The 21140-nt window shown below is 52.4% G+C and carries 18 protein-coding genes and 2 riboswitches; of the genes, 1 reads left to right on the forward strand and 17 read right to left on the reverse strand.

The genetic code is table 11. The features are described 5' to 3' along the window. From H9Q79_RS09890 to H9Q79_RS09940, 11 genes are all read right to left on the reverse strand, one after another. On the reverse strand, nt 1-7620 hold the full coding sequence (locus H9Q79_RS09890; RefSeq protein WP_249328195.1) for a non-ribosomal peptide synthetase: 7620 nt from the start codon (nt 7618-7620) through the stop codon (nt 1-3). A gap of 126 nt (nt 7621-7746) precedes the next feature. Continuing rightward, nucleotides 7747-10131, reverse strand: a complete 2385-nt coding sequence (locus H9Q79_RS09895) for a xanthine dehydrogenase family protein molybdopterin-binding subunit (RefSeq protein ID WP_249328196.1) — start codon at nt 10129-10131, stop codon at nt 7747-7749. After that, nucleotides 10128-10595, reverse strand: coding sequence for a (2Fe-2S)-binding protein (locus tag H9Q79_RS09900; RefSeq protein WP_118647302.1), 468 nt, complete (start codon nt 10593-10595; stop codon nt 10128-10130). The genes H9Q79_RS09895 and H9Q79_RS09900 overlap by 4 nt, the downstream gene beginning before the upstream one ends. Further along, the gene (locus H9Q79_RS09905; RefSeq protein WP_118647304.1) at nt 10592-11434 is read right to left on the reverse strand and encodes an FAD binding domain-containing protein; all 843 of its coding nucleotides are present in this window, start codon (nt 11432-11434) and stop codon (nt 10592-10594) included. The genes H9Q79_RS09900 and H9Q79_RS09905 overlap by 4 nt, the downstream gene beginning before the upstream one ends. 199 nt (nt 11435-11633) lie before the next feature. Continuing rightward, on the reverse strand, nt 11634-12218 hold the full coding sequence (locus H9Q79_RS09910; protein WP_249328197.1) for a thiamine phosphate synthase: 585 nt from the start codon (nt 12216-12218) through the stop codon (nt 11634-11636). Next, nucleotides 12211-13425: a 2-iminoacetate synthase ThiH gene (thiH, locus tag H9Q79_RS09915; RefSeq protein WP_118647308.1), complete on the reverse strand. Its 1215-nt coding sequence runs from the start codon at nt 13423-13425 to the stop codon at nt 12211-12213. The genes H9Q79_RS09910 and thiH overlap by 8 nt, the downstream gene beginning before the upstream one ends. Before the next feature lie 12 nt (nt 13426-13437). Continuing rightward, nucleotides 13438-14214, reverse strand: coding sequence for a thiazole synthase (locus tag H9Q79_RS09920; RefSeq protein ID WP_118647310.1), 777 nt, complete (start codon nt 14212-14214; stop codon nt 13438-13440). Between the two features lie 75 nt (nt 14215-14289). After that, on the reverse strand, nt 14290-14925 hold the full coding sequence (gene thiF / locus H9Q79_RS09925) for a sulfur carrier protein ThiS adenylyltransferase ThiF (protein ID WP_249328198.1): 636 nt from the start codon (nt 14923-14925) through the stop codon (nt 14290-14292). A gap of 2 nt (nt 14926-14927) precedes the next feature. Then, the gene (gene thiS, locus H9Q79_RS09930; protein WP_249328199.1) at nt 14928-15122 is read right to left on the reverse strand and encodes a sulfur carrier protein ThiS; all 195 of its coding nucleotides are present in this window, start codon (nt 15120-15122) and stop codon (nt 14928-14930) included. 204 nt (nt 15123-15326) lie between these two features. Then, nucleotides 15327-15433, reverse strand: a riboswitch (TPP riboswitch). A gap of 32 nt (nt 15434-15465) precedes the next feature. Next, complete coding sequence (locus H9Q79_RS09935; protein WP_118647600.1) at nt 15466-15651, reverse strand: hypothetical protein; 186 nt, start codon at nt 15649-15651, stop codon at nt 15466-15468. A gap of 1 nt (nt 15652) precedes the next feature. Continuing rightward, the gene (locus H9Q79_RS09940; protein ID WP_118647598.1) at nt 15653-16306 is read right to left on the reverse strand and encodes a hypothetical protein; all 654 of its coding nucleotides are present in this window, start codon (nt 16304-16306) and stop codon (nt 15653-15655) included. Nucleotides 16307-16565: 259 nt separating this feature from the next. Continuing rightward, nucleotides 16566-16738: riboswitch (M-box (ykoK) riboswitch) on the forward strand. A gap of 158 nt (nt 16739-16896) precedes the next feature. On the opposite strand from H9Q79_RS09940, the gene mgtE reads away from it, so the two are divergent. Beyond that, nucleotides 16897-18234, forward strand: coding sequence for a magnesium transporter (mgtE, locus tag H9Q79_RS09945; protein WP_118647594.1), 1338 nt, complete (start codon nt 16897-16899; stop codon nt 18232-18234). Nucleotides 18235-18395: 161 nt separating this feature from the next. Here mgtE and H9Q79_RS09950 read toward each other — a convergent pair whose 3' ends face one another. From H9Q79_RS09950 to H9Q79_RS18280, 6 genes are all read right to left on the reverse strand, one after another. Next, nucleotides 18396-18731: an MmcQ/YjbR family DNA-binding protein gene (locus tag H9Q79_RS09950; RefSeq protein WP_118647592.1), complete on the reverse strand. Its 336-nt coding sequence runs from the start codon at nt 18729-18731 to the stop codon at nt 18396-18398. Between the two features lie 2 nt (nt 18732-18733). Further along, on the reverse strand, nt 18734-19120 hold the full coding sequence (locus H9Q79_RS09955; RefSeq protein ID WP_118647608.1) for a (deoxy)nucleoside triphosphate pyrophosphohydrolase: 387 nt from the start codon (nt 19118-19120) through the stop codon (nt 18734-18736). 20 nt (nt 19121-19140) lie between these two features. Further along, nucleotides 19141-19392, reverse strand: coding sequence for a hypothetical protein (locus H9Q79_RS09960; protein ID WP_118647590.1), 252 nt, complete (start codon nt 19390-19392; stop codon nt 19141-19143). Between the two features lie 217 nt (nt 19393-19609). Next, nucleotides 19610-20428, reverse strand: a complete 819-nt coding sequence (locus tag H9Q79_RS09965) for a MerR family transcriptional regulator (RefSeq protein WP_118647588.1) — start codon at nt 20426-20428, stop codon at nt 19610-19612. 72 nt (nt 20429-20500) lie between these two features. Continuing rightward, nucleotides 20501-21013: a GNAT family N-acetyltransferase gene (locus H9Q79_RS09970; protein ID WP_118647586.1), complete on the reverse strand. Its 513-nt coding sequence runs from the start codon at nt 21011-21013 to the stop codon at nt 20501-20503. Beyond that, nucleotides 21010-21138: a hypothetical protein gene (locus H9Q79_RS18280; RefSeq protein WP_283245077.1), complete on the reverse strand. Its 129-nt coding sequence runs from the start codon at nt 21136-21138 to the stop codon at nt 21010-21012. The genes H9Q79_RS09970 and H9Q79_RS18280 overlap by 4 nt, the downstream gene beginning before the upstream one ends. Nucleotides 21139-21140: the final 2 nt, after the last annotated feature.

A 21140-nucleotide genomic window follows, 5' to 3' on the forward strand; every position in this document is an offset into this window, starting at 1 on the left:
TTACTCCTCTTTTGAAAGCCAGGATTCCTGCTGGGTAAATCCATCCAGCAAAACTCCCGGGGCCGGAATCTCAAAATGAAAATCTGCCAGCCGGAGGCTTTCCTGGGTTCTGCTGCAGGAAAGCTGGATCACCGGTGGATTCAGGCGAATCTGATACCAGTAATCAATCAGAACCGACACCTGCTCTCGCTCGGGTCCCCGTGCCGCTTCTGACAACATCTGTGTAAACTCCTGATCCGGCACGACGCGTATTCCCATCTGCAGCTCGCGGACTGTATCTCCTACCGCAGGCGGGTCAGGATGTATGATATGAAAAGTACCTCCAGGCCTGTCCCGCAGGGCCAGAACTGCTTCCGCCGCATAATCCACAGGCGTCAGATCTACCGGCACCTCTGCAATCGTCCGGGGCACCGCCCCCGTCCTGTAAAATGCCCGCATCAGCAGATAAAAAGCATTGCTGTCCGGATTCTTCTGGAATACACCGTCTGATGCTCTCCCTACCAGGCGCCCCAGCCGGAAAATCTCAGTCTCCAGCCCTGTCTCCGCCGCTTCCCTCACCAGGCCCTCGGCAAGAAATTTACTTTTCACATAAATATTATCTTCCCACACCTGCCCGATATTATAATCATCTTCCGTAAATACAGCAGATTTTCTTCCATCCTTCAGATGCTCCCCGCTGACGCTGCAGGTAGACATATGATGCAGCCGGGCGCCTGCGGACTTGGCAAATTCCACGATATTCCGTGTACCCTCCACATTCGTGGCAAGAAAACTCTCAGCATCGGCCGCATAATGGCGCACATCCGCGGCCGAATGGTAAACTTCTCCGATTTTTTCCGCTAATCTCTCATATGCATCCGGTTCTAGACCCAGCTGCGGTTTCGTCAGATCGCCCTTTACAATCTTCAGCCGTCTTCTGCTGCGCAGGGCAAACCCATTCCCGAAATACCAGGCCAGGCAATCATTCAGACGTTTCTCACCGTCTCCCCGGACCAGGCAGAAAATTTCATCTGTTCTGCTGTCCAAAAGTCCTTTCAACAGATGAACCCCGAAAAATCCTGTCGCCCCTGTGATCAGAATGCTGCCTGTGGTTCCTGGGTTCCGCAGCTGTTCAGCCCTGTGCTGTTCTTCTGCTGCCCGCTGGCTGTCAGTTTTTTGCTCTGTATCCCACAAGGGCTCTTCAGGTACGGCCACACAGCTGTCAGCCGCTTCCTTTTCCTCAATCTGCGCCTCCGTCCGCGCCTCGCTGCCTTCCTCCGCCAGCCCCAGAAGTTCTGCCTGCTCACGCGCTGTCGGGTGCTCATAGAACTGGGAGAGAGCCATCTCCAGATGTGAGTTGAAATAGATGCTCAGCACATTAAGTGCCTCCAGCGACGTCCCGCCCTGATCGAAGAAGGATTCGTCAGGATTAAGCTCCTGCTTCGTCAGCACCTGGCTCCACACTCCGAGGACGAAATCAACCCCGCTTTTACCGCCCTTACCTGTCCTGATGCTCTCCCCTGCGGCGGATGGCGCCCCCTCAGGCACCGATGACCCCAGGCCGTCTGACACGGCCTCAGGCGCCAGGCCCCCGACGGCTGGCACAGCCTCAGACACTGGCCGACCCCCTCCGGCTGGCGCGGCCGGCCCTGCATTGTCCGCTTCCGGTGACAGCCCATGCCTGATTCCCTCTGCCGCAAGCTTTGTCAATGCCCTCAAGTCTATTTTGCTGCTGGCCGTCAGCGGCAGTTCCTGAACCGGGAGAATTCTGGAAGGTACCATATAGACAGGAAGTACCTTTCGCAGCGCTGCAACCATCCCTTCCCGGCAGTCTTTTTCCCGCCCGGAAGGCTGATAGAAGGAACACAGCTCCATGGACCCGTCTTCTTTACGGACCGCCACGGTGGCTGCCTGGCGGGCATATCCGGAGCTCAGAATCGCTCCAGTTATCTCATCCAGTTCCACCCTCTGTCCATTCAGCTTCACCTGTGAATCTCTCCGTCCCATAAAATCATAGGAACCATCCAGACGGAGCCGCCCGATGTCCCCGCTCTTATACATTCTCCCCCCCGGAAAGAACGGGTCCGGAAGGAAGGCCTGTTCCGTCAGGTCAGGCCTGGAAATATATCCTCTGGCCAGGCACTCCCCGGCCATATAAAGCTCTCCGCAGCCTGTGGGCATCACCGGCCGCAGCTTTTCATCCAGCACATAGATTCTCTGGTTATACAGAGGCCTGCCGATCGTGATATGATCCCCGGGCTTCACATCGATCATCGTCATGTACACGGTAGCCTCTGTGGGCCCATACATGTTGACGCTCACCGCGTCAGTGGCCGCATGGAGCTTCTCCAGAAGCTGAGGCGTCAGCACTTCTCCTCCCAACATCACCAGCTTCAGCGATGCGGCCGCTTTACAGAATGCTTCGTTGCCCAGGCACATCTGAAGGCGTGCCGGCGTCACCTGGAAGATTTCGGCGCCGCTCTCTGTGATGACAGACGCCAGCTTCCAGGGAAGCATCATCTCTTCCTCGTCTGTCAGAACCACTGTTTTGCCCATAGCCAGAGGAAACAGGCTTTCGCCGATGAAGCTGTCAAAAACCACATTGGTTGTACAGAGTATCGGCCCGTCCGCCCGTGACAGAAGCTCCCTGATGCTGACAAACAGGCTGGAAACAGACCTGTGGCGCAGCATAACTCCTTTTGGCTTACCTGTAGAGCCGGAGGTAAACATCACATTCACCAGATCTTCATCCCCCACCTTCACATCCTCAAAGACTTCTTCGGCGCGCTCCACGGCCTCAACCGCCTGGCAGGGCAAATCCTCCGGCAGCCTGCTCCTCGTTTCCCGGTCACAGAGAACATAGCTGGCCTTTGCGGTCTCCAGCATATAGGAGAGCCTCTCCTTCGGAAAAGAGGGCAGCAGGGGCACATAGGCACAGCCATTTTTCAGAATTCCGATCATGGCCGCAATCAGATCCGGCGTTCTGGTGAAGCCCAGGCCGATGCACTCTCCGGGCTTTACCCCCGCCTCTTTCAGAAGGGCGGCCAGCCCGCAGGCCCGGCGCTCCAGCTGTCTCCTGGTCATCGTCTGCCCATGCCAGACGACAGCAGGACAGTCCGGAGCCTGCTTCACCTTCTGCTCTATAAATCTGTGGATAGGCAGATTGACAAACGGTGTCGTCAGCAGCCCCGGTATTTCCACATACTGTTCATAATCCTCCGGGGAAAGCACAGCAATCTGCTCCAGCTCCTGATCCCGTTCAGACAATATCTCCGCCAGTATCTGCCGCAGGCAGCGCCCGTAAAAGCGGATGGTCTCTTCACGGAAGAGGCTGGAAGCGTATGTGAACTGGAAGCTGTAGCAGCCGCCCGTCCTGGCGGCTTCCACCGTCATATCCATCTTCACAGTTCCCGTGGTCAGGAACAGGTATTCCATGGGCTGTCCGTCTATTGAAAAGGCCCCCTCATCCACAGGGCTCTGCGAGAACATCAGCTGATACAGCGGATTCTGCGCGCTTCTGGGCAGCTTTAACAAGGAAATGATCTCCTCCAGAGATATTTCCTGATGATCCAAAAGTCCAGTCACCTCGTCCCGGATCTCTTCCAGATAGACTGATATTCTTTTGCCGCTCTCCGGCCGCAGACGCAGCGGCAGCGTATTAATGAAGGGACCGCAGATCTCTCCTGTCCCCGGATGAAGCCTTCCGGCCACCGGAGTCCCAAGAAGAAAATCTTCTCTTCCCGTGAGCTTTGCCATCAGCAACCCGTAGGCTCCCAGGAACAGCATATATCCTGTCAGGCCGTGCTTCTGGCAATAGCTGTCGCAGGCAGCGCTTTCTTCCGATGTCAGGGCAACCTTCACCTCGCGTCCCTTAAAATCAAACCTGTGAGGCCTCTGCTCATCGGTGGGCAGCAGCAGCCGCTCCGGCAGCTGGTCCAGATGGTTTTTCCAGTATTCCTGTTCACGCCTATGCCCCTGCTCCGGCTTCTCTTCCAGATAACAGGCGTAATCCTGGTAGGAGAAGGGCACCTGAAGCTCCTCCCCGTTATAGGCTGCATTCAGCCGCTTCAGCACCAGAGGCGTACTCATGCCATCACCGATAATATGATGGCTGTCTATGAATAATACATAAGCTCCCTCCGGCTCCTGCCAGATCCCGGCCCGCAGAAGCGGCGCCCGGCTCAGATCAAAGGGCGCAAGAAACCTGTGAGACACTTCCTCAAAATCGCCGCCTTCAAGGCGCTGAAGCTCAAACTCCACATGATCCGCAATATGCACATGGATGCCTCCGGCCTCCTGCACAAAAGACGCACGGAACACAGCGTCTGACTCAATCAGCCGGCAAAATGCCTCTTCCAGGCGTTTCAGATCCAGCTGCCCGGACAACCGGAAGGCTCCCGGCATATTATAAGCAATCCCCGTCGGATCCAGATACGACTGGACATAGATTCCCTGCTGCATGGGCGAAAGAGGATAAAAACTTCTCCGGGGCGCCTTCGTGATACGCCCTGCCCTCTCCCTGCGATCCTCCTGTCCTGCAGGCCCGTCTTCCTCCAGGCAGGCGGCCAGCCGCCCTGCAGTCCTGCAGGCATAGAGATCCGCAATCCGGACAGTTCTTCCAAATCGTTCTTCCATCCTGGAAACCGTCTCCATAGCATTCAGGGAATTCCCGCCTGACAGAAAATAATCGCTGTTCACACCCAGGCTGTCCTTTTCCAACACAGCCTGGAAAATCTCAAGGACGGCATTCGCCGTCTCAGAACCTGCTTCCCCTGAAAGCTCTCCCTGATCCGGCAGCTCCGGAACAGGAAGCTGCCGCTCATCCACCTTCCCGCTGGCTGTCACGGGCAGGCTGTCCAGCCTCACAATGCAGGAGGGAATCATATAATACGGCAGATAGGTCGCCGCGAATGTCAAAAGCTCTGTCTCCGCGATGGCCGAATCCGCACAGTAATATGCCGCCAGCACCGGCTGGCCGTTCAACTCCAGCACACGGGCTGCCGCGGCCTTCACTCCCGGATAGGAGCCGATGCACGCCGCTACCTCCTGGGGTTCTACTCTCAGCCCCCTCAGCTTCACCTGGTCATCCAGACGGCCAGCCAGGACAATTTCCCCGTCATCCGTCCAACAGGCGGCATCTCCGGTGAAGTAGATCATTTCTTTATTTTCAAAGGGATTTTCAAAAAAACTCTTCTCTGTCAGCTCCGGCGCATTCCGATAACCTCTTCCCACGCAGCATCCGCCTACGTACAGATGCCCGTAGACTCCCGTCGGCAGTGGATTCATCCACCGGTCCAGCACATACAGCCTGCAATTATCCAAAGGCCGGCCGGCAGTGATCTTCTTAGCGTCTGAAAGCTCCTTCAGGCTGACGCCAACCGTGGTCTCTGACGGCCCGTATTGGTTGTATATCTTGGCTCTGGTTATATTCTTCAGCTTCTTCAGCAGACTGGCCGGAAAGGACTCGCCGCCGCAGAGTATCGCTTCCATATTCCGGATAGCACTGCTGAACGCCGGCTCCTTCAGAAAGGCCGCCAGCCGGGACGGCGTCATCGAACAAAAGCCCACCGCGTACCCCCGGATCAGGGCTGACAGCCGTTTGGGGGATTCCTGTTCTTCGCTTCCGGCGATCACGATCGTCCGGCCGTTCAGAAGGGCCACAATACTTTCCAGCATAAATGCGTCAAAACCCACATTGCAGATAGAGAGCACCGCTCCTTTCCCGAATACAGGCCCCATAGCCTGAGCAAAATTCAGCAGGTTTTTCTGGGTGATTTCCACCCCCTTCGGCGTTCCTGTACTTCCTGAGGTATAGACCACATAAGCCAGCTCCTCCGGACTGACCTGTATTTCCGGCACCTGTCCGGTATTTTGTTCCACCTCTTCCTCAAATAATACAGGTATCGAAAGCTGTCCCAGCCCGCTTTCCCTGAAAATATCCCTGGAAGTTACCAGCACTGCCGCCTGGCTCTGCTCCAGTATCCGGTTGATCCGGCCCGCCGGCTGATCCGGCGACAGCAGAAGATAAGCGCAGCCCGCTCTCAGCACTCCGACCATCACCGCCAGCAGAGAAAAACCTCTGGGAAGCAGGACTGCCGCCAGTTCATGCTCTCCTCCTGCGGCCGACAACACCGCTCCGGACAGGTCAAAAGCCCTGGTCATCAGCGCCTGGTATGTCAGCCGCTCTCCATTGCAGATAGCGGCCGCCCTGCGGGGATACTCCCCTGCCGAGGACTCCAGCGCCTGGAACACAGAACGTTCTTCCAGAAATCTTCCGGTCCTGTTATATGTATATAATACCCGCTCCCGTTCCTCCGTCGTCAGAACAGACAACTGATGAATCGGCTTATCCGGATTGCCGAGTGCTTCCAGCAGAATATTGCAGAGTGTGTGATGCAGCCGTTCAATCTCTTCTCTGGCAAAAAACTGAGTCAGATAATCATAATCTACCGAATAGCATTTGTTATCAAACAGATTAGTCAGATGGATGCAGAGCTGCTCTGACTGGTAGCCGCTGTAATGCCACCGGCCTGACAAAAGCACAGACGTATCCCTGCTCTCCGCCATCTGGCTGTTCTGATAAGAAAGGGCGATATGAAACAGCCGCCCCTCCTGATTCCTCTGCTCCAGATACATCTTCTCGATGTGGGCAAATGGAAATCTCTGATGGCGCAGCAGCTCAAACCATGCGTCCGTCAGCTCTTCATTGAACTGGTTCCAGGTCCATTCATCATCGATTTTATTAAAAAAAGGCAACGTTGTCACAAACATGCCCGTTGTCTTTTTAAACTCATAGTTTGTACGATTCATGATCGGAACCCCGATGGTAAACCGGTCGGCTCCGCCGATGCGCTTAAAATATATAGCCAGGGCCATATAGAACACCGCAAAAGGAGCGACCCTGTTCCTCATACAGAAGCCATAAATCGCGTGATTCAGCACCTGGGGCAGCTCGAAAGAAATTCTCCGTCCCACCGGGCTCACCGCCGCACTTTTCACCGCCTTCAGAACAGACGGCTCCCCGGACTCTTCCAGTATCCTTGTCCAGTATTTTTTATCTTTATCATAGGCTCTGGACTTCAGATAATCTTCCTCTTCCCGTACATGCAGCTTGTAATCGGGCGACTGCTCCAGACCTCTGAAGGTTCCCTCCAGCAACTCCAGATAGGTCTGTGCAATACGGTTGCAGACCAGCACCTGGGACCACCCGTCTGAAATGATGTGATGGGTCTTCACCAGCACGCCTCCGGCATTCTCTCCCGCCCGGAACAGTACAAAGCGATAGAGAGGCCCGCCCATAACCGGAATTGTCTCCCTGGTCATGGCAGCTTCCCAGCTCTCGATCCCCTCCTCACTTGTATGGGACAAATCGTATACAGGAAAATCCTCTTCTGAAAAAACTGCATGATACTGCACCGGGCTGCCGTCTCCATCCAGCATAATCCTGGTCCGCAGGGAATCATCCGCCTGCAGAACCAGCTGTATGCTTTTCTGCAGGAGAATAAAATCCACGCGGCCCTCTATCTGAATTGTCGCACTGATATTATTAACCGATGTCCCCTTAAGGGTACTTTCCAGATTCCAGATATTCAGCTGGCTCAAGGACAGTTGGAAGCATCGTCCGTAATCTTTTGCATCCATGAATTATTAACCCCTTTGTCAAGTCTTTCATAAGTGAGCTTTTACTATATTTATACCTTCTTTTACAGGTAAAATCAACCTTTTATTCACCTCCAGCAAAAGAATGGGATTTTTTACCTCTCATGATTAAATCCTGTCCTGCCCTGTCTCCGGCCGACGGCCCCTACCCGGCCTGTTCTCCAGCCCCATGGCGATTTTTTCCGGCGTTACCGGAAGCTCACGGAACCAGATCCCTGTAGCGTTGGCAATCGCGTGGATCAGCGCCGGGGCAGGGGTGTTAATCACGATTTCGCCTATGGATTTTGCCCCGAAAGGTCCTGTAGCTTCATAGCTGCTTTCAAATTCCACGCTCAGTTTTCCCATATCCAGTCGTGTGGGGATCTTATACTGCATCAGAGAATTATTTCTCAGCTTTCCCTCCGGAGTGTACTGGATGTTCTCGCTGAGCGCCATTCCGATTCCCTGAACCAGGCCTCCCTCCACCTGTACCCGCGCCAGATTTGGATTGATGGGGGTGCCGCAGTCCACGGCGGCGGCATAATTCAGTATCTCCACCTGTCCGGTTTCCCGGTCCAGCTCTATCTCTACCATTCCCGCCATAAACGGAGGGGGAGATATAGGCGAGCTGTGGCTCTCTGTCACCTGCAGAGCCTCATTCGCGCCGCAGGTGGCACTGCGCGCAATTTTCTCAAGAGAGACTTCCGACGGCTTCCCCTCCCGGAGCTCTATATCTCCGTCTCCACATCCCTGCTTATCTTTAAAGTTTTCCACAGCCTCCGCAAGATACACTTTTTTGCCGTCAAATTCCAGTTTATCAGCCGGAAGTCCCAGGATATCTGCTCCTGCCGCCACTATTTTCCCGCACAGCTTCCTGCACGCAGTTTCCACCGCCTTACCTGTCACATAGGTGGTGCTGGATGCATAGGAACCAGAATCATAGGGTGAAACATCTGTATCTGCCGCCACAACAGCGATATCATCCAGCGGACACTGAAGGCCTTCCGCAGCAATCTGCGCCAGAATTGTATCGCACCCGGTGCCCATGTCGGCCGATCCGATGGAGAGGACATAACCGCCCTCTTCATTCAGCTTTATTGAAGCAGAACCCACATCCACACTGCTGATTCCCGAACCCTGCATAGCCATGGCAACTCCCACACTTCTGACTTTTCCGTTGCCCATATCGCGGCAGGGGTATTTATCTTCCCAGCCAATACGTTTCTTCACATTTTCCATACACCGGTCCAGCGTACAGCTGCCGGCGGGCTGGGGATAGTCATAGGAGGTCATCAGGTCTCCCTGGCGGACCATATTGAGTTCTCTCAGGCGGACCGGATCCATGTGCAGCTTTTCCGCCAGCTCATTGACTGCAGTCTCCAGGGCAAATATCCCCTGAGTCGCCCCATACCCCCTGTATGCGCCCGCCGACATCACATTCGTATACACCACATCATAGGCAAAACGATGCGCCTCCAGGTTTCCATACAGTGAAATTGACTTGGTTCCGGACAGACCCACCGTCGTCGGCCCGTGCTCTCCATAGGCTCCGGTATTTGACAGCGTATAAACGTCAATAGCCCGGATTCTTCCGTCCCTGCCGGCCCCCAGGCGGACTGTAACCTCCATTTCATGGCGGGGGGTGGAGGCCGTCATGGATTCTTCTCTGGTGAAAATCATCCGGGATGGTTTTTTCGTCATCCAGGTCACGAAGGCCGGAAACACTTCCGCAACAACCGTCTGCTTTGCCCCGAATCCGCCGCCGATCCTGGGCTTCGATACCCTGATCCTGGACTGGGGTATCCCCAGAGCGTTGGACAGTATCCGCCGGACGTGGAATACGATCTGTGTGGAGCTGATGACATTCAGCCTCCCATACGCGTCTATGCTGCAATAGGTGCGGAAGGTCTCCATCATAGTCTGCTGTGCTGCCTGGACATGATAGGTCCCCGTAACCACAGCGTCACACTCGGAAAGCACCCGTTCCACATCTCCCTTTTCATTCCTGCCGCTGGCACAGAGATTTCTTTTATTATCCGCTCCCACCGAACAAAGAGATTTCCAGTTCTCCTCCGGGTGTATCACAACCGGATGGTCCTTGGCCTTCCGGAAATCCAGTAGTGCAGGCAATCGCTCATAATCGACCTTAATGACCCTGAGCGCCCGTTCCACACAACCTTCATTTTCTCCGGCCACTATGGCTACCGGATCTCCCACATACCGCACATGGCGATCCAGGATCAGACGGTCGTGAGGGCTTGGCTCAGGACTCGTCTGACCCGCCATGGTAAACCGGTTTCCCGGCACATCCTCCCATGTGTAGACGGCCTCTATGCCTGGCACTTTTTTTGCGTTGTCCGTGCGGATACTCTTGATCAGCGCATGGGCATGGGGACTTCTCAGTACCTTCACAACCAGCGCATCCTTTGGGGTCACGTCTTCCAGATAGACGGGCTGGCCTGTGACCAGAGCCATCGCATCTTTTTTTCGGACCGGCTGATTCACTGTATTCATGAAGCCCCTCCTCTCTTCCTATATTCCAGAAAGGCCCGAATCCCCCGGAGCTGTCCTTCATAGCCTGAACAGCGGCAGAGGTTACCCGCCAGATACTCTTTGATTTCATCATCCTCCGGATCAGGATTCTCCCGGAACAGTGCGAGGGCGTTCATGATAAACCCGGGATTGCAGAAGCCGCACTGCTCTGCCCCTTGATCTGCGATAAATGCCCCGAACTCCGCCGCCTCTTCCTGCAGGCCTTCCAGAGTCTCCACTGATTTCCCGTCTGCCCTGGCTGCCAGCACCGAACAGGACAGCACAGGCTTCCCCTCCAGGAATACGGTACACAGCCCGCAGTTTGATGTCTCGCAGCCCCTCTTCACACTGGCACAACCGTGATCTCTCACAAAATCCAGAAGCAGAAGGCCCGGATCTATTTCTTCCACAATTCTCCTGCCGTTCAGCGTCATCTGTATTTTCATGGCCTCATACCCCCTTCTGCCTCTTTTGTTCCGCCCATCTGGTTCTTCTGAAGGCCCATAAGGCTTCTGCGTCCCAGAACTCTCACGAGATGGCTCCTGTATTCTGCCCCTGCGCGCATGTTGCTTGCAGTGGGAACTTGTTCTGCAATTCTCTCCATAACCTCCCGCGCCGTCTCTTCCTCCAGCATGCCCTCCCTCAGCATTTCCGCCGTCTCTTCCTCCAGCTTCTTCACCAGGGCAATCTGCGGCCGCGCGCCGAACACCAGACGGGCTCCCCCTTCATCCAGCGATGCGGCGCAGGTCAGCACAGGAAAATCCGTCCTCGTATTCCTCATGGATACGTAGGCTGTTCTCTGGGGCCTCTTCTTCACAATCAAACGCACCAATAGATCTCTGTCCCTCTTCTGCCCGGAAAAACTCTCCAGCTCCATCCTCCCTCCGTGAAAAAGCTCTACCTGTGTATCCAGGGCCAAAAACAGCGTCATCACATCAGAAAAGCCAAACCGTCCGAAAATGCTGCCGCCCACCGTCGCCAGATTGCGGAACTGTACGCCCACAATGGAGCGCAAGCTCTCCTTCAGCGCTCCGCCCGTGTAACGGTCCAGCCCTTCATGCTCCTCCAGCGCCCGCAGCGTCGTCATGCAGCCAATCCGGAATTCCTCTTCACTTTCCTCAATCACATCCAGCCCCAGCCCGGACAAATCGATGGCGCGGCCCACCGTCCGGCTGCTCATTTTCAGCCAGAGCATGCCCCCCAGAAGACAGCTGTTCTTCTTCTGGTTCAGCTCATAAGCCTGCTCAAGGCTGCCAGCCTTTATATATTCTTTAATCTTCAGCATACAAACTACCCCCTGCTCGCAGAAACCTTGCGGCGTCAAACCCGCTATAGCAAGATTATACCGTAAATCAACTTCTTTGTATAGTGCTTCCAAATGGTCGGGAGGGGGGAGGGGGTTTGGATACCCGGACGAAAGGGTGGGAGGTCTCCCGCTGCTTTTCGTCCGGGTATCCATCATCATCTCGCCCTAAAACCGTAATTTAATACCGCATCAGTTCTGACATTATACAGGCTCCTGCCGCCCCAGACCCCAGTACCTCTTTAACCTGTCCGGTTTTCAGATGGATGCCTCCGATTCCATAGACCGGGATTTTTATGCTACTGGTGATTTCTTTTAGAAACTGAATGCCGCGGGGCGGCAGCCCTTTTTTGCAGTCTGTGGGGTATATATGGCCCGCCGTCACGTAACCGGCTCCCAGCTTTACCGCTTCCAAGGCTTCCGGGAGCGAATGCACGGAGGAGCCGACTTCGCGGAACTGCCGAAGCAAAGGATCACCGAAGACTTCTCTTAATTTCTGCAAGGGCAGGTGGACTCTTTCTGTGCCCAGCTCTGCCGCTGTTTCTATAAATGTGTGGGGGATTAATTCTACCTGGCAGCGGCTGCAAATATCCCGGACACGCAGGGCCAGTTCCCTGTATTCTTGCCCGGCCAGATCCTTTTCCCGCAGAATCAGAGCTTTTGGCTTCAGCGCACAGATTCGTTCTATTTGTTCAAGAAATGGTCTGATACAGAGCTTACGGTCTGTCACTGCTATTATCTTTTCAAAGGAAACCTCATCATACATATACATAATCTGCCATCACAGGCTGCAGGTCTTGTTGAACCAGTGCCTGGAATACCTCCTCCACGGACCGCCCGTCAGAGATTTCAAACTGTTCATCACCCTTGTCTTCCAGTTCTTCCACATGGCTGCCGATTCCTGTGCTGACGCCGGCTGATATTTTGGTGGCCGCAATCTGCACCAGGTTGTCTCTGACCCTGGCGCATTCTCTGGTAGAAACTGTAATGCTCGCAAAGGGCATGAACAGCCGGTATGCAGAAACCACCTGCAGCAGCTGGCGTTCATGGACATCCATGGGATTGATTTTTTCGTTGTTGATGATAGGGCGCAGCCTGGGACAGGAAAACGCGATTTCCGCATGGGGATATTTTCTCTGAATCAGCCAGGCATGTATCCCTGTCGCATAGGCGTCCTTCCGGAAATCTGTCAGTCCCAAAAGCGCCGCAAACCCAACGCCTCGCATGCCCCCCTGCAGCGCCCTTTCCTGTGCGTTCAGCCGGTACGGGAATATACGCTTATGCCCTGCCAGATGCAGAGTTTCATATTTATCAGAATCATAGGTTTCCTGAAATACCGTCACATAATCCGCACCGCATTGATGCAGATATGCATATTCGTCTGAATTCATCGGATAGACCTCCAGGCCGATCACCCGGAAATAATCTTTTGCAATCCTGCACGCCTGCCCGATATATTCCACATCAGATTTTGCCCTGCTTTCCCCTGTCAGGATCAGGATCTCCTGAAGCCCTGTTTTAGATATGGCTTCCATCTCCCTGCGGATCTCATCTGGCGTCAGCCGTGCGCGGCGAATTTTATTGTGGCAGTTGAAACCACAGTAAATACAATAATTTTCACAATAGTTGGCGATATAAAGAGGGGTAAACATATACACCGAATTCCCGAAATGTTTTCTCGTCTCTTCCCTGGCGCGCTGAGCCATCTCCTCCAGACAGGAAAGCGCCGCCGGGGACAAAAGCGCCGCGAAATCTTCCGGCGTCCGTCTTTCGTGCGAAAGCGCCCTGCGCACATCTGCCTCTGTATACTGGTCATAATCATAATCTTTCATCCGGGAGATTACCTGCTCCTGGATATCCGTTCCCACATCCTCCATACCCGGAAGATAAGTCATGTGGTCAATCCGGTTTTCCTTCAGATGTTCCTTAATTTCATCGCTGAATATGCTGTCATTGATCTGATCTGTGCTCATTTTCACCGCCTCCTAATCCTGCAGGAATCCTGTCAGCGGTGAAGACGCGCTGGCCCCTTTTTCCTTCACCCGGCCCATTCCGGCCAGGTATGCGCTTCTTCCGGCTTCAACAGCTTTTCTAAAAGCTTCGGCCATGACCGGGATGTCTCCGGCTGTAGCGATCGCTGTATTTGCCATGACGGCTGCCGCCCCCATCTCCATAGCCTCACAGGCTTGGGAGGGGCGTCCGATTCCCGCGTCTACAATGACAGGCAAATCAATTTCGTCAATCAGAATCTGGATGAATTCTTTCGTGCAGATCCCTTTATTAGAGCCGATAGGTGCTCCCAGCGGCATGATGCAGGCAGCGCCGGCATTAGCCATATCCCTGGCCGCGTTTAAGTCCGGATACATATAGGGCATGACCACAAAGCCTTCTTTTGCCAGTATTTCTGTAGCTTTCGCTGTCTCATAATTGTCTGGCAGCAGGTATTTAGAATCCCTGATTGCCTCGATCTTGATGAAATCCGTTCCGCAGACCTCGCGGGCCAGCCTCGCGATCCGCACTGCTTCTTCCGCATTCCTCGCGCCGGATGTATTGGGCAAAACCGTAACCCCTTCCGGGATAAAATCCAGTATATTAGCCATACCGCCTTCATTGGCGCGCCTCAGAGCCATAGTCACAATCTGTGCACCGGCATTCTCTACAGCCGCCTGAATCAGTTCCAGAGAATATTTCCCCGACCCTAAAATGAATCTGGATGTAAATTCATGGCCACCCAAAACCAGCTTATCCTCTTGTTGTTTCATTCTTTCTTCCTCTCTTTACTGCAATATATTTGGATCTGCACGTAACACTCCGGTCAGGTGCTTTTCCATCTCTTGTCATTCCTCTCCCAGAATCATGCGGACAATCAGATTCGCCTGATGCCCTGCGCAGACAGCCACCCGCGGCGCCATCAGGCCCCGGCCATATTCCGGCTCGGATACTTCGTCGCCGCACAGATAGAAATTCCGCATCACTTTGCGGGTATGTATCAGATTGCTCTCATCAAATCCAGCCATTCCGGAAGCCGACACCAGCCGTTTTTCCGGAAAACACTCCAGCACGCCGTTTACCAGCATAGCTTTATTTTCCGGCACATCGAAAGCCTCACAGATAATCGTATCTTCCTCAAACAGCCCTTTAAGATTTTCTTCTGTCACTCTTATGCAGTCCGTCCGGATATCCAGATAAGGATTGATTTCCAGAATCTCTTCTCTGAGCGCCTCCGTTTTATACATGCCTAAATGGCGGATAAAATACTGCTGCCGGTTCAGGTTCGTGAGATCCACACGGTCAAAATCAATGAGATGCAGATGGCCCACGCCGATTCTGGCCAGAGAAAGGGCCACATTAGAACCCAGCCCTCCCAGCCCGGCAACAGCGACTCTTGCCCCATCCAGCTTTCCCTGAACTTCAGGCGAATGGCGGAGGCAAAGGGCTTCTTTCAATTCCTTCAGGGTCAATTGGCGATCCATCTTCAGCCTCCTCCCACAAAACTCACAACTTCCAGGACATCCTCCTCCGACAGCACTGCCTCTGAAAATTCCGCCCGTGGGATGATGCGGCCATTTCTCTCCACAGCCACCCGGCCCGGCCGGTAATTCTCACGCTCCAAAAGAGCGGCAACCGTCAGCCCCTCTTTCCATTCCTTCCTCTGCCCATTAACTGTCATCTTTCTGCTCCTCCTTTCCCGGCATACAGCAGAAAACTCCGCCATATAGAGCCGAAAAAGAGTTCACGAAAAAATACACCCGTGGTGGTGCACCCCTTCATGAACTCCTGTTCACTCTCAGCCCTGCCGTATGTAATTCCTGCCTCTAAAGTCTGTCAACGTACTGTATAAAAAGAAAACGGGAGACGCCGCAGCTTCTCCCGAAAATAAATCTCTCATTCGTTCCTACGTTGGCATTATCCAAATCAGGTATATGGGTCGAAGTTCCAAACTTCCTCTCAGCCTATTCATAAGCTCCCCTGTTCAGTTTACACAAACAGTATAAGAAAAATACAGGTTTTTGTCAACGGGAAATTTTATATTCCCTGAGAAGCTGGCTCTGATATTCCGGTTCACGCGCCGCCCTCTCCAGTTCCTTTAACCTGTGATCCATAATCAGGCACAGATTCAGCTGATTTATTCTCGCCTCCCCGCGTTCTTCACCTTTTGCCTCACTGCTTTTCATCATTTCCTGTATTGCCGTACACATATCAATCTTCTCCTTCCGGGCCAAAGCGTTTCTCTGACTCCATCCGCTCCTTCAGAAGTGGAATATCCAGAAACCGGGCAACCAGCCAGGCCCTGTCCGCATCCAGGTGGCTGTAATGCTCTTTCCTGTCTTCCATCATGCGGGCCAGCCGTTCAGCCCTGCCCATGACTTCCAGCAATTCAAAGACCTCTCTTAGTCCTGTCCGGAAATTGTCTTTATTCACTGTTTTACTGCTGACCAGGTTAATTTTATAGTCCGGGAAAAAATCCTTCTTCACATTTAATTCCTCCGGAAAATGCAGCATCTCATGCAGGCTGACAGGACCATCCCATTCCTGCTGCTCCCCGTAATAGAAAACCAGCGTGAGGACCGGCATTCCGTAATGTACACTGCGCTGGCCTTCCACATTCAATACAACCCGCAGCAGCCCATCCGACAGGCTGCAATTCCGGCTGGCATCCCTGATGCGGTAGAGAATCGCCGGATTCCCCATGCGGTCCTCCGCCAGAAGCTGTTCCTTTTCATTGGCATACTGCAGCATCTCCGGCCGCAGCACCTGCTCTCCCTGGAAAACTGTACCATTATAGAGATCGGCAAAGATATCCGGCTTCCTGGGCGCCTCATATACTTCTGCATCATAGGCAGACAATTTCATATCGAGTCCTCCTTATATCCGGGAGAACTCTGCATGAAGGCCCAGAATTCTCTCCATCCTGTAATTGGGTAATCTGCATGGAAAAATTCCAAGCGCTGCGATACGCAGATGAACAACAGATCAATCACAGTGAATACGCTGTGATTTCTAAGAATACCAGAATTATATTCCATTTGAATCATACCATAAATTCTCAAATAAAACAAGCCCTATTGACAATTTCGCGCATAAGTCGTACAATGAGAACGAATTAAAAACAGAATACTTTCGGTAGGTGAGGCTACCACAGAGATAGGAATTTCCTAAGATTGCTGCCGCGAATTTGTGGAGACACAAAGAGATGGTTAGCAGGCTATGTCGTCCAAAAAGGCATAACCTAATGCAATTTATATATGCTCTGTGAAGCTAAAGCTTGAACGACTGGACGGTCATTTTATGATGTCTTTGCTCACCCTGCCGGAAGCAAAGGCTTTTTTATATTGTAGCATTCAGGATTTTGCCATAAAAGGAGGTGAGCAGCATGGATGCAGGTGCCAGTTATCACTCGTGTAGCCTGATTGAAAATTTCATAACAAAGAGAGGAATTCAACATGAACAAAGAAATTTTTATGAATCTCTTACAGGCGCGGGAATACAAGGCTGTAAGAAGTATTCTGAATGTCATGAATGCCGTAGACATTGCTGCTCTCATGGAGGAGCTGGAGGATAAGGATCTGGCTTTGGCCTTCCGCCTGATACCCAAGGATAAAGCGGCTGAAGTTTTTGCCAACATGAACAGCCCCATGCAGTCCTACCTGGTGGAGATTTTTACGGAAAAAGAATTAAAAGAAATGCTGGACGAAATGTTCCTGGACGACACCGTCGATCTGCTGGAGGACCTCCCGGCCAACCTGGTAACCAGGATTCTTGAATCCGTCAGCGCAGAAAAACGCCGGCAGATCAATATCCTGCTGAATTATCCTGAGGACAGCGCCGGAAGCGTCATGACCACCGAATATGTGGACCTGCGCAAAACCACAACAGTGGCGGAAGCTCTCCGCCACATCAAGCATACCGGCATTCACAAGGAAACCATCTATACCTGCTATGTACTGGAAAACCGCAGGCTGATCGGCATAGTGACCGCCAAGGATCTGCTAACCATGGACGATACCATGACGATGGAAGAACTGATGGAAACCGAGATCATATCCGTCACCACCCACACAGATCAGGAGGAGGTGGCAAAGCTATTCTCCAAATATGATCTCCTGGCCATTCCCGTCCTGGATACAGATGGAATGATGGTGGGCATCGTCACCTTTGACGACGCCATGGATGTTCTGGAGGAAGAAACCACAGAAGATATGGCTTTAATGAGCGCCATCACCCCCAACGAGAAATCATATTTTGCGACCTCTGTACTGGATCACGCCAAGCACCGTATCGTATGGCTTCTGGTACTGATGCTCTCCGCCACCTTCACCGGAATGATTATTACGCACTATGAAGACGCTTTCCAAGTGATGCCTCTCCTGGTTGCATTCATCCCCATGCTGATGGACACAGGAGGAAACTGCGGCTCCCAGAGTTCAACTCTGATCATCCGCGGCCTGGCTTTGGATGAGATCCACTTCTCAGACATATTCCGCGTGATGTTCAAGGAATTCCGCATCTCTCTGGTTGTCGGAATCGGGCTGGCCATAGCGAACGGAATCCGCCTGCTTATCATGTACCAGAACCCGGCCATCGCTTTTGTAGTAGGCTGTTCCCTGATCGGGACGATTATACTGTCCAAGCTGATCGGCTGCACGCTCCCGATCCTCGCCCAGAAGGTGAAGCTGGACCCGGCCATCATGGCCGCACCGCTGATTACCACCATCGTAGACGCCTGCTCGGTAATCATCTATTTCAAAATCGCCACAATGGTATTCCATCTGGCGGTTTGATTCCTGGCAATCAGGAAATGTACCCACAGGGCACCCGTCACTCATGCCCGGATGGTCAGGGGAACAGCTCATGCTGTTCCGCAAGGTACAGAAATGCGAATACCCGGACGGTACGGCAGCTGCCGTACCGTCCGGGTATTTCTCTGTTATTCTTAGACCTCTCACCGCGCTCCCGAGCACAAGTCATAGCTTTCCGCAATCATCCGGCGTATCTCCTGCACCGGCACAGTACCGTCTAATATAATAGAATTCCAGTGTTCTTTATTCATGTGATAGGCAGGCAGCACAGCTTCATAAGCATCACGCCAGAAATCCCTCCACTGGCGGTCGCATTTTACATTCACCCAGATATTGCCTTCTCTTTCATAGATCCATGCAAAGATTTTCCGGTTTGTCCGCAGACGCATACAGGTCCAGCCTTCATCCCGAAACGGATAATCCTCATAAACATTCGGAAAGGACAGACAATATTGTATAGCCTCTTCTCTCGTCCTCATGCTTATAGCTTTCCTTTCAGTCTCTGAATCAGGTCAATGTCCGCAGGCAGCCAGTTTACGCTGTCCAATTCCTCTTTCGTTAACCACCTGGCGGCTTCTGCTTCCTTCAGGACCAGCTTCCCTGTTTTCACGACAGCCCAGAAGCAGTCCATGGATAGATGGAAATTAGGATAATCATACTCTACAGTCTGAATGAGTTCACCAACTTCAATCTCCGTATCAAGTTCTTCCTCAATTTCTCTTATCAACGCCTGCTGCGGAGTTTCTCCCTCTTCAACCTTTCCGCCTGGAAATTCCCATTGGCCTTTGAACTCTCCATAGCCCCTGGCCGTGGCAAAAATCGCGTCACCCTTCCGAATAACCGCCGCAACAACTCTAATCGTTTTCATATCTTCCGTTTCCAATCATCTTATTCTTCTGGTTTCATTCGGATGTCTCCACTGGTTGTGACTATTTCCCCTTTTTGGGCATGCAGAAACATCTCTTCATCTTCTTTGCTCATAGTAACATTCATAGGTACTATCACCTGTGAATCTCCTAAACAGCACAGTAAAGGGATTATTGTTTCTTCGCTTCTATTTTCGATGAAACGCTGCTTTAATAAAAGAAGTACATTTCCGTTTTTAAGTATCTCTGGATCAACAAAATCCTTCTCCTGCATGACATTCATCCTCCAATTTTTCTTTCATCGATCCATATATCCGGACTGTTGACCACTTCAGCTAAATACAGATTTACTGTAGCGCCGGCGCCATACTTAAATATAATCTGATCATGATCACCTTTAGCTATGAAGTATACCATATTTCTCATATTGAGTAAACTTATTATTCATAATGCGCAGCTCTGTTATCATTCCATTGACAAGTTTTTACGCATTATTGGCCATTGCCATAGCTGCTGCATACCCAGCAGCGGACGGACTGTTCCAGCAGAGAAGCACACCCTTCCACTTCCCGGTCATAATAGTCCCGGAATCTCTCATCTGCGATATACATATTCACAATCGCCCGGTGCGCCTCTTCCGTATATTTCTTCCAGGTCATTCCCAGCCACTCTTTATGGAGAAGCACAATCCGCCTGGCCTCCTCACTGTCCGGACGGATGCCTGCAAGAACACCTTCCTTCAGCCGCTGCCGGATTTCCGCACCCAGATTCTGAAACCTTTCCCACTCTTCTTCGGTGAGGTTCATCAATCTCCGGTTCACCGCGTCTACTTCTCCGTCTCCGTACTTTTCTCTCGCCTCAGGGCCGAACCGCTCCTCATTTTCCCGGATGACTCTTTCTTTAAATGCTTCAAACTTTTCTTTATCACTCATTTCATATTCTCCCTTCATTGACAAAATCGTCTGCTGAACTGTCCGGATCAGGGCTTCCATATGGACCTTCTGTTCCTCCAGCTCCAGAAGATGCTCTTCCAATGCATGCAGCGTATCAAAATGTTCCTGATAAAGAATCCTCTGAATCTTTTTCAGCCCGAATCCCCGTTCCCGGTAGAACAGGATCTGCTGCAGCAGGTTCACCTCCGCTCTCCCATAGAAACGATATCCGGCTTCATTGACATATGACGGCTTCAGGAGCCCGATTTCATCATAGTAGCGAAGAGTGCGTGCACTCACTCCCGCCAGCTCCGATAATTCTCTGATGCCATATTCCCGCCCGTCACTCCGGACATTTTCCTGTTCCGGTTCATACATGGGATCACCTCCTCTGATGGAAACAGCATACTTCTTTCCGCAGCGTCAAAGTCAAGAGGTAAAAACAAAAAATTATATATCTTCTCTCAGCAGGGCATACATGCAATAATCAAAATACTGCTCCCGTTTATAGACGCCCCGGCGCATAATTCCTTCCAGGGTAAATCCTGCCTTCTCAAGCACTCTTCTGGAACCTATATTATAGGCAAATGGCTCCGCGTAAATCCTGCAGATTTCAAATTTCTCAAAGGCCTCCTCGCAGATCTGCCGGACAGCTTCTGTCATAATCCCCTTTTTCCAGTATTCCTCAGCCAGCCAGTAACCCAGTTCGGCGCTCCTCTCATAGACATCTGTCCCGCAGAAGACACCCACGCTCCCGGCAGCCTGTCCGTCAATCTCAATCGCCCGGCAGATCTGACGTTCTTCAGGGTCGGCAGCGCATCCCTCCACGTACTGCCTTGCATCCTCCAGACTGTAGGGACAGGGAAAAACGTTCCTCAGGTTCGCAGCAATTTTCTCATTATCAGCGAAACGGGCAACGTCAGCCGCATCCGATATTTTCCATTTTCTCAAAACAAAATTCATGATTTCTCCTTTTCCAGATCGCTTCTGATCTTATCAAGCATATTCTTCACGGTCTTTTCATCCAATGGCACTACCCTGCTCCACATCCGGACTCCCTGATAGAGATAGAGAATCACATCGGCCATCT

Origin of the sequence: Wansuia hejianensis, assembly GCF_014337215.1 — a bacterium.
GTDB lineage: Bacteria > Bacillota > Clostridia > Lachnospirales > Lachnospiraceae > Scatomonas > Scatomonas hejianensis.

Excerpts from the sequence above, each read along its gene's own strand:
- H9Q79_RS09890 (WP_249328195.1), bottom strand. The coding sequence starts at position 7,620 with ATGGATGCAAAAGATTACGGACGATGCTTCCAACTGTCCTTGAGCCAG.
- H9Q79_RS09895 (WP_249328196.1), bottom strand. The coding sequence starts at position 10,131 with ATGAATACAGTGAATCAGCCGGTCCGAAAAAAAGATGCGATGGCTCTG.
- H9Q79_RS09900 (WP_118647302.1), bottom strand. The coding sequence starts at position 10,595 with ATGAAAATACAGATGACGCTGAACGGCAGGAGAATTGTGGAAGAAATA.
- H9Q79_RS09905 (WP_118647304.1), bottom strand. The coding sequence starts at position 11,434 with ATGCTGAAGATTAAAGAATATATAAAGGCTGGCAGCCTTGAGCAGGCT.
- H9Q79_RS09910 (WP_249328197.1), bottom strand. The coding sequence starts at position 12,218 with ATGTATGATGAGGTTTCCTTTGAAAAGATAATAGCAGTGACAGACCGT.
- thiH (WP_118647308.1), bottom strand. The coding sequence starts at position 13,425 with ATGAGCACAGATCAGATCAATGACAGCATATTCAGCGATGAAATTAAG.
- H9Q79_RS09920 (WP_118647310.1), bottom strand. The coding sequence starts at position 14,214 with ATGAAACAACAAGAGGATAAGCTGGTTTTGGGTGGCCATGAATTTACA.
- thiF (WP_249328198.1), bottom strand. The coding sequence starts at position 14,925 with ATGGATCGCCAATTGACCCTGAAGGAATTGAAAGAAGCCCTTTGCCTC.
- thiS (WP_249328199.1), bottom strand. The coding sequence starts at position 15,122 with ATGACAGTTAATGGGCAGAGGAAGGAATGGAAAGAGGGGCTGACGGTT.
- H9Q79_RS09935 (WP_118647600.1), bottom strand. The coding sequence starts at position 15,651 with ATGTGTACGGCAATACAGGAAATGATGAAAAGCAGTGAGGCAAAAGGT.
- H9Q79_RS09940 (WP_118647598.1), bottom strand. The coding sequence starts at position 16,306 with ATGAAATTGTCTGCCTATGATGCAGAAGTATATGAGGCGCCCAGGAAG.
- mgtE (WP_118647594.1), top strand. The coding sequence starts at position 16,897 with ATGAACAAAGAAATTTTTATGAATCTCTTACAGGCGCGGGAATACAAG.
- H9Q79_RS09950 (WP_118647592.1), bottom strand. The coding sequence starts at position 18,731 with ATGAGGACGAGAGAAGAGGCTATACAATATTGTCTGTCCTTTCCGAAT.
- H9Q79_RS09955 (WP_118647608.1), bottom strand. The coding sequence starts at position 19,120 with ATGAAAACGATTAGAGTTGTTGCGGCGGTTATTCGGAAGGGTGACGCG.
- H9Q79_RS09960 (WP_118647590.1), bottom strand. The coding sequence starts at position 19,392 with ATGCAGGAGAAGGATTTTGTTGATCCAGAGATACTTAAAAACGGAAAT.
- H9Q79_RS09965 (WP_118647588.1), bottom strand. The coding sequence starts at position 20,428 with ATGTATGAACCGGAACAGGAAAATGTCCGGAGTGACGGGCGGGAATAT.
- H9Q79_RS09970 (WP_118647586.1), bottom strand. The coding sequence starts at position 21,013 with ATGAATTTTGTTTTGAGAAAATGGAAAATATCGGATGCGGCTGACGTT.
- H9Q79_RS18280 (WP_283245077.1), bottom strand. The coding sequence starts at position 21,138 with ATGGCCGATGTGATTCTCTATCTCTATCAGGGAGTCCGGATGTGGAGC.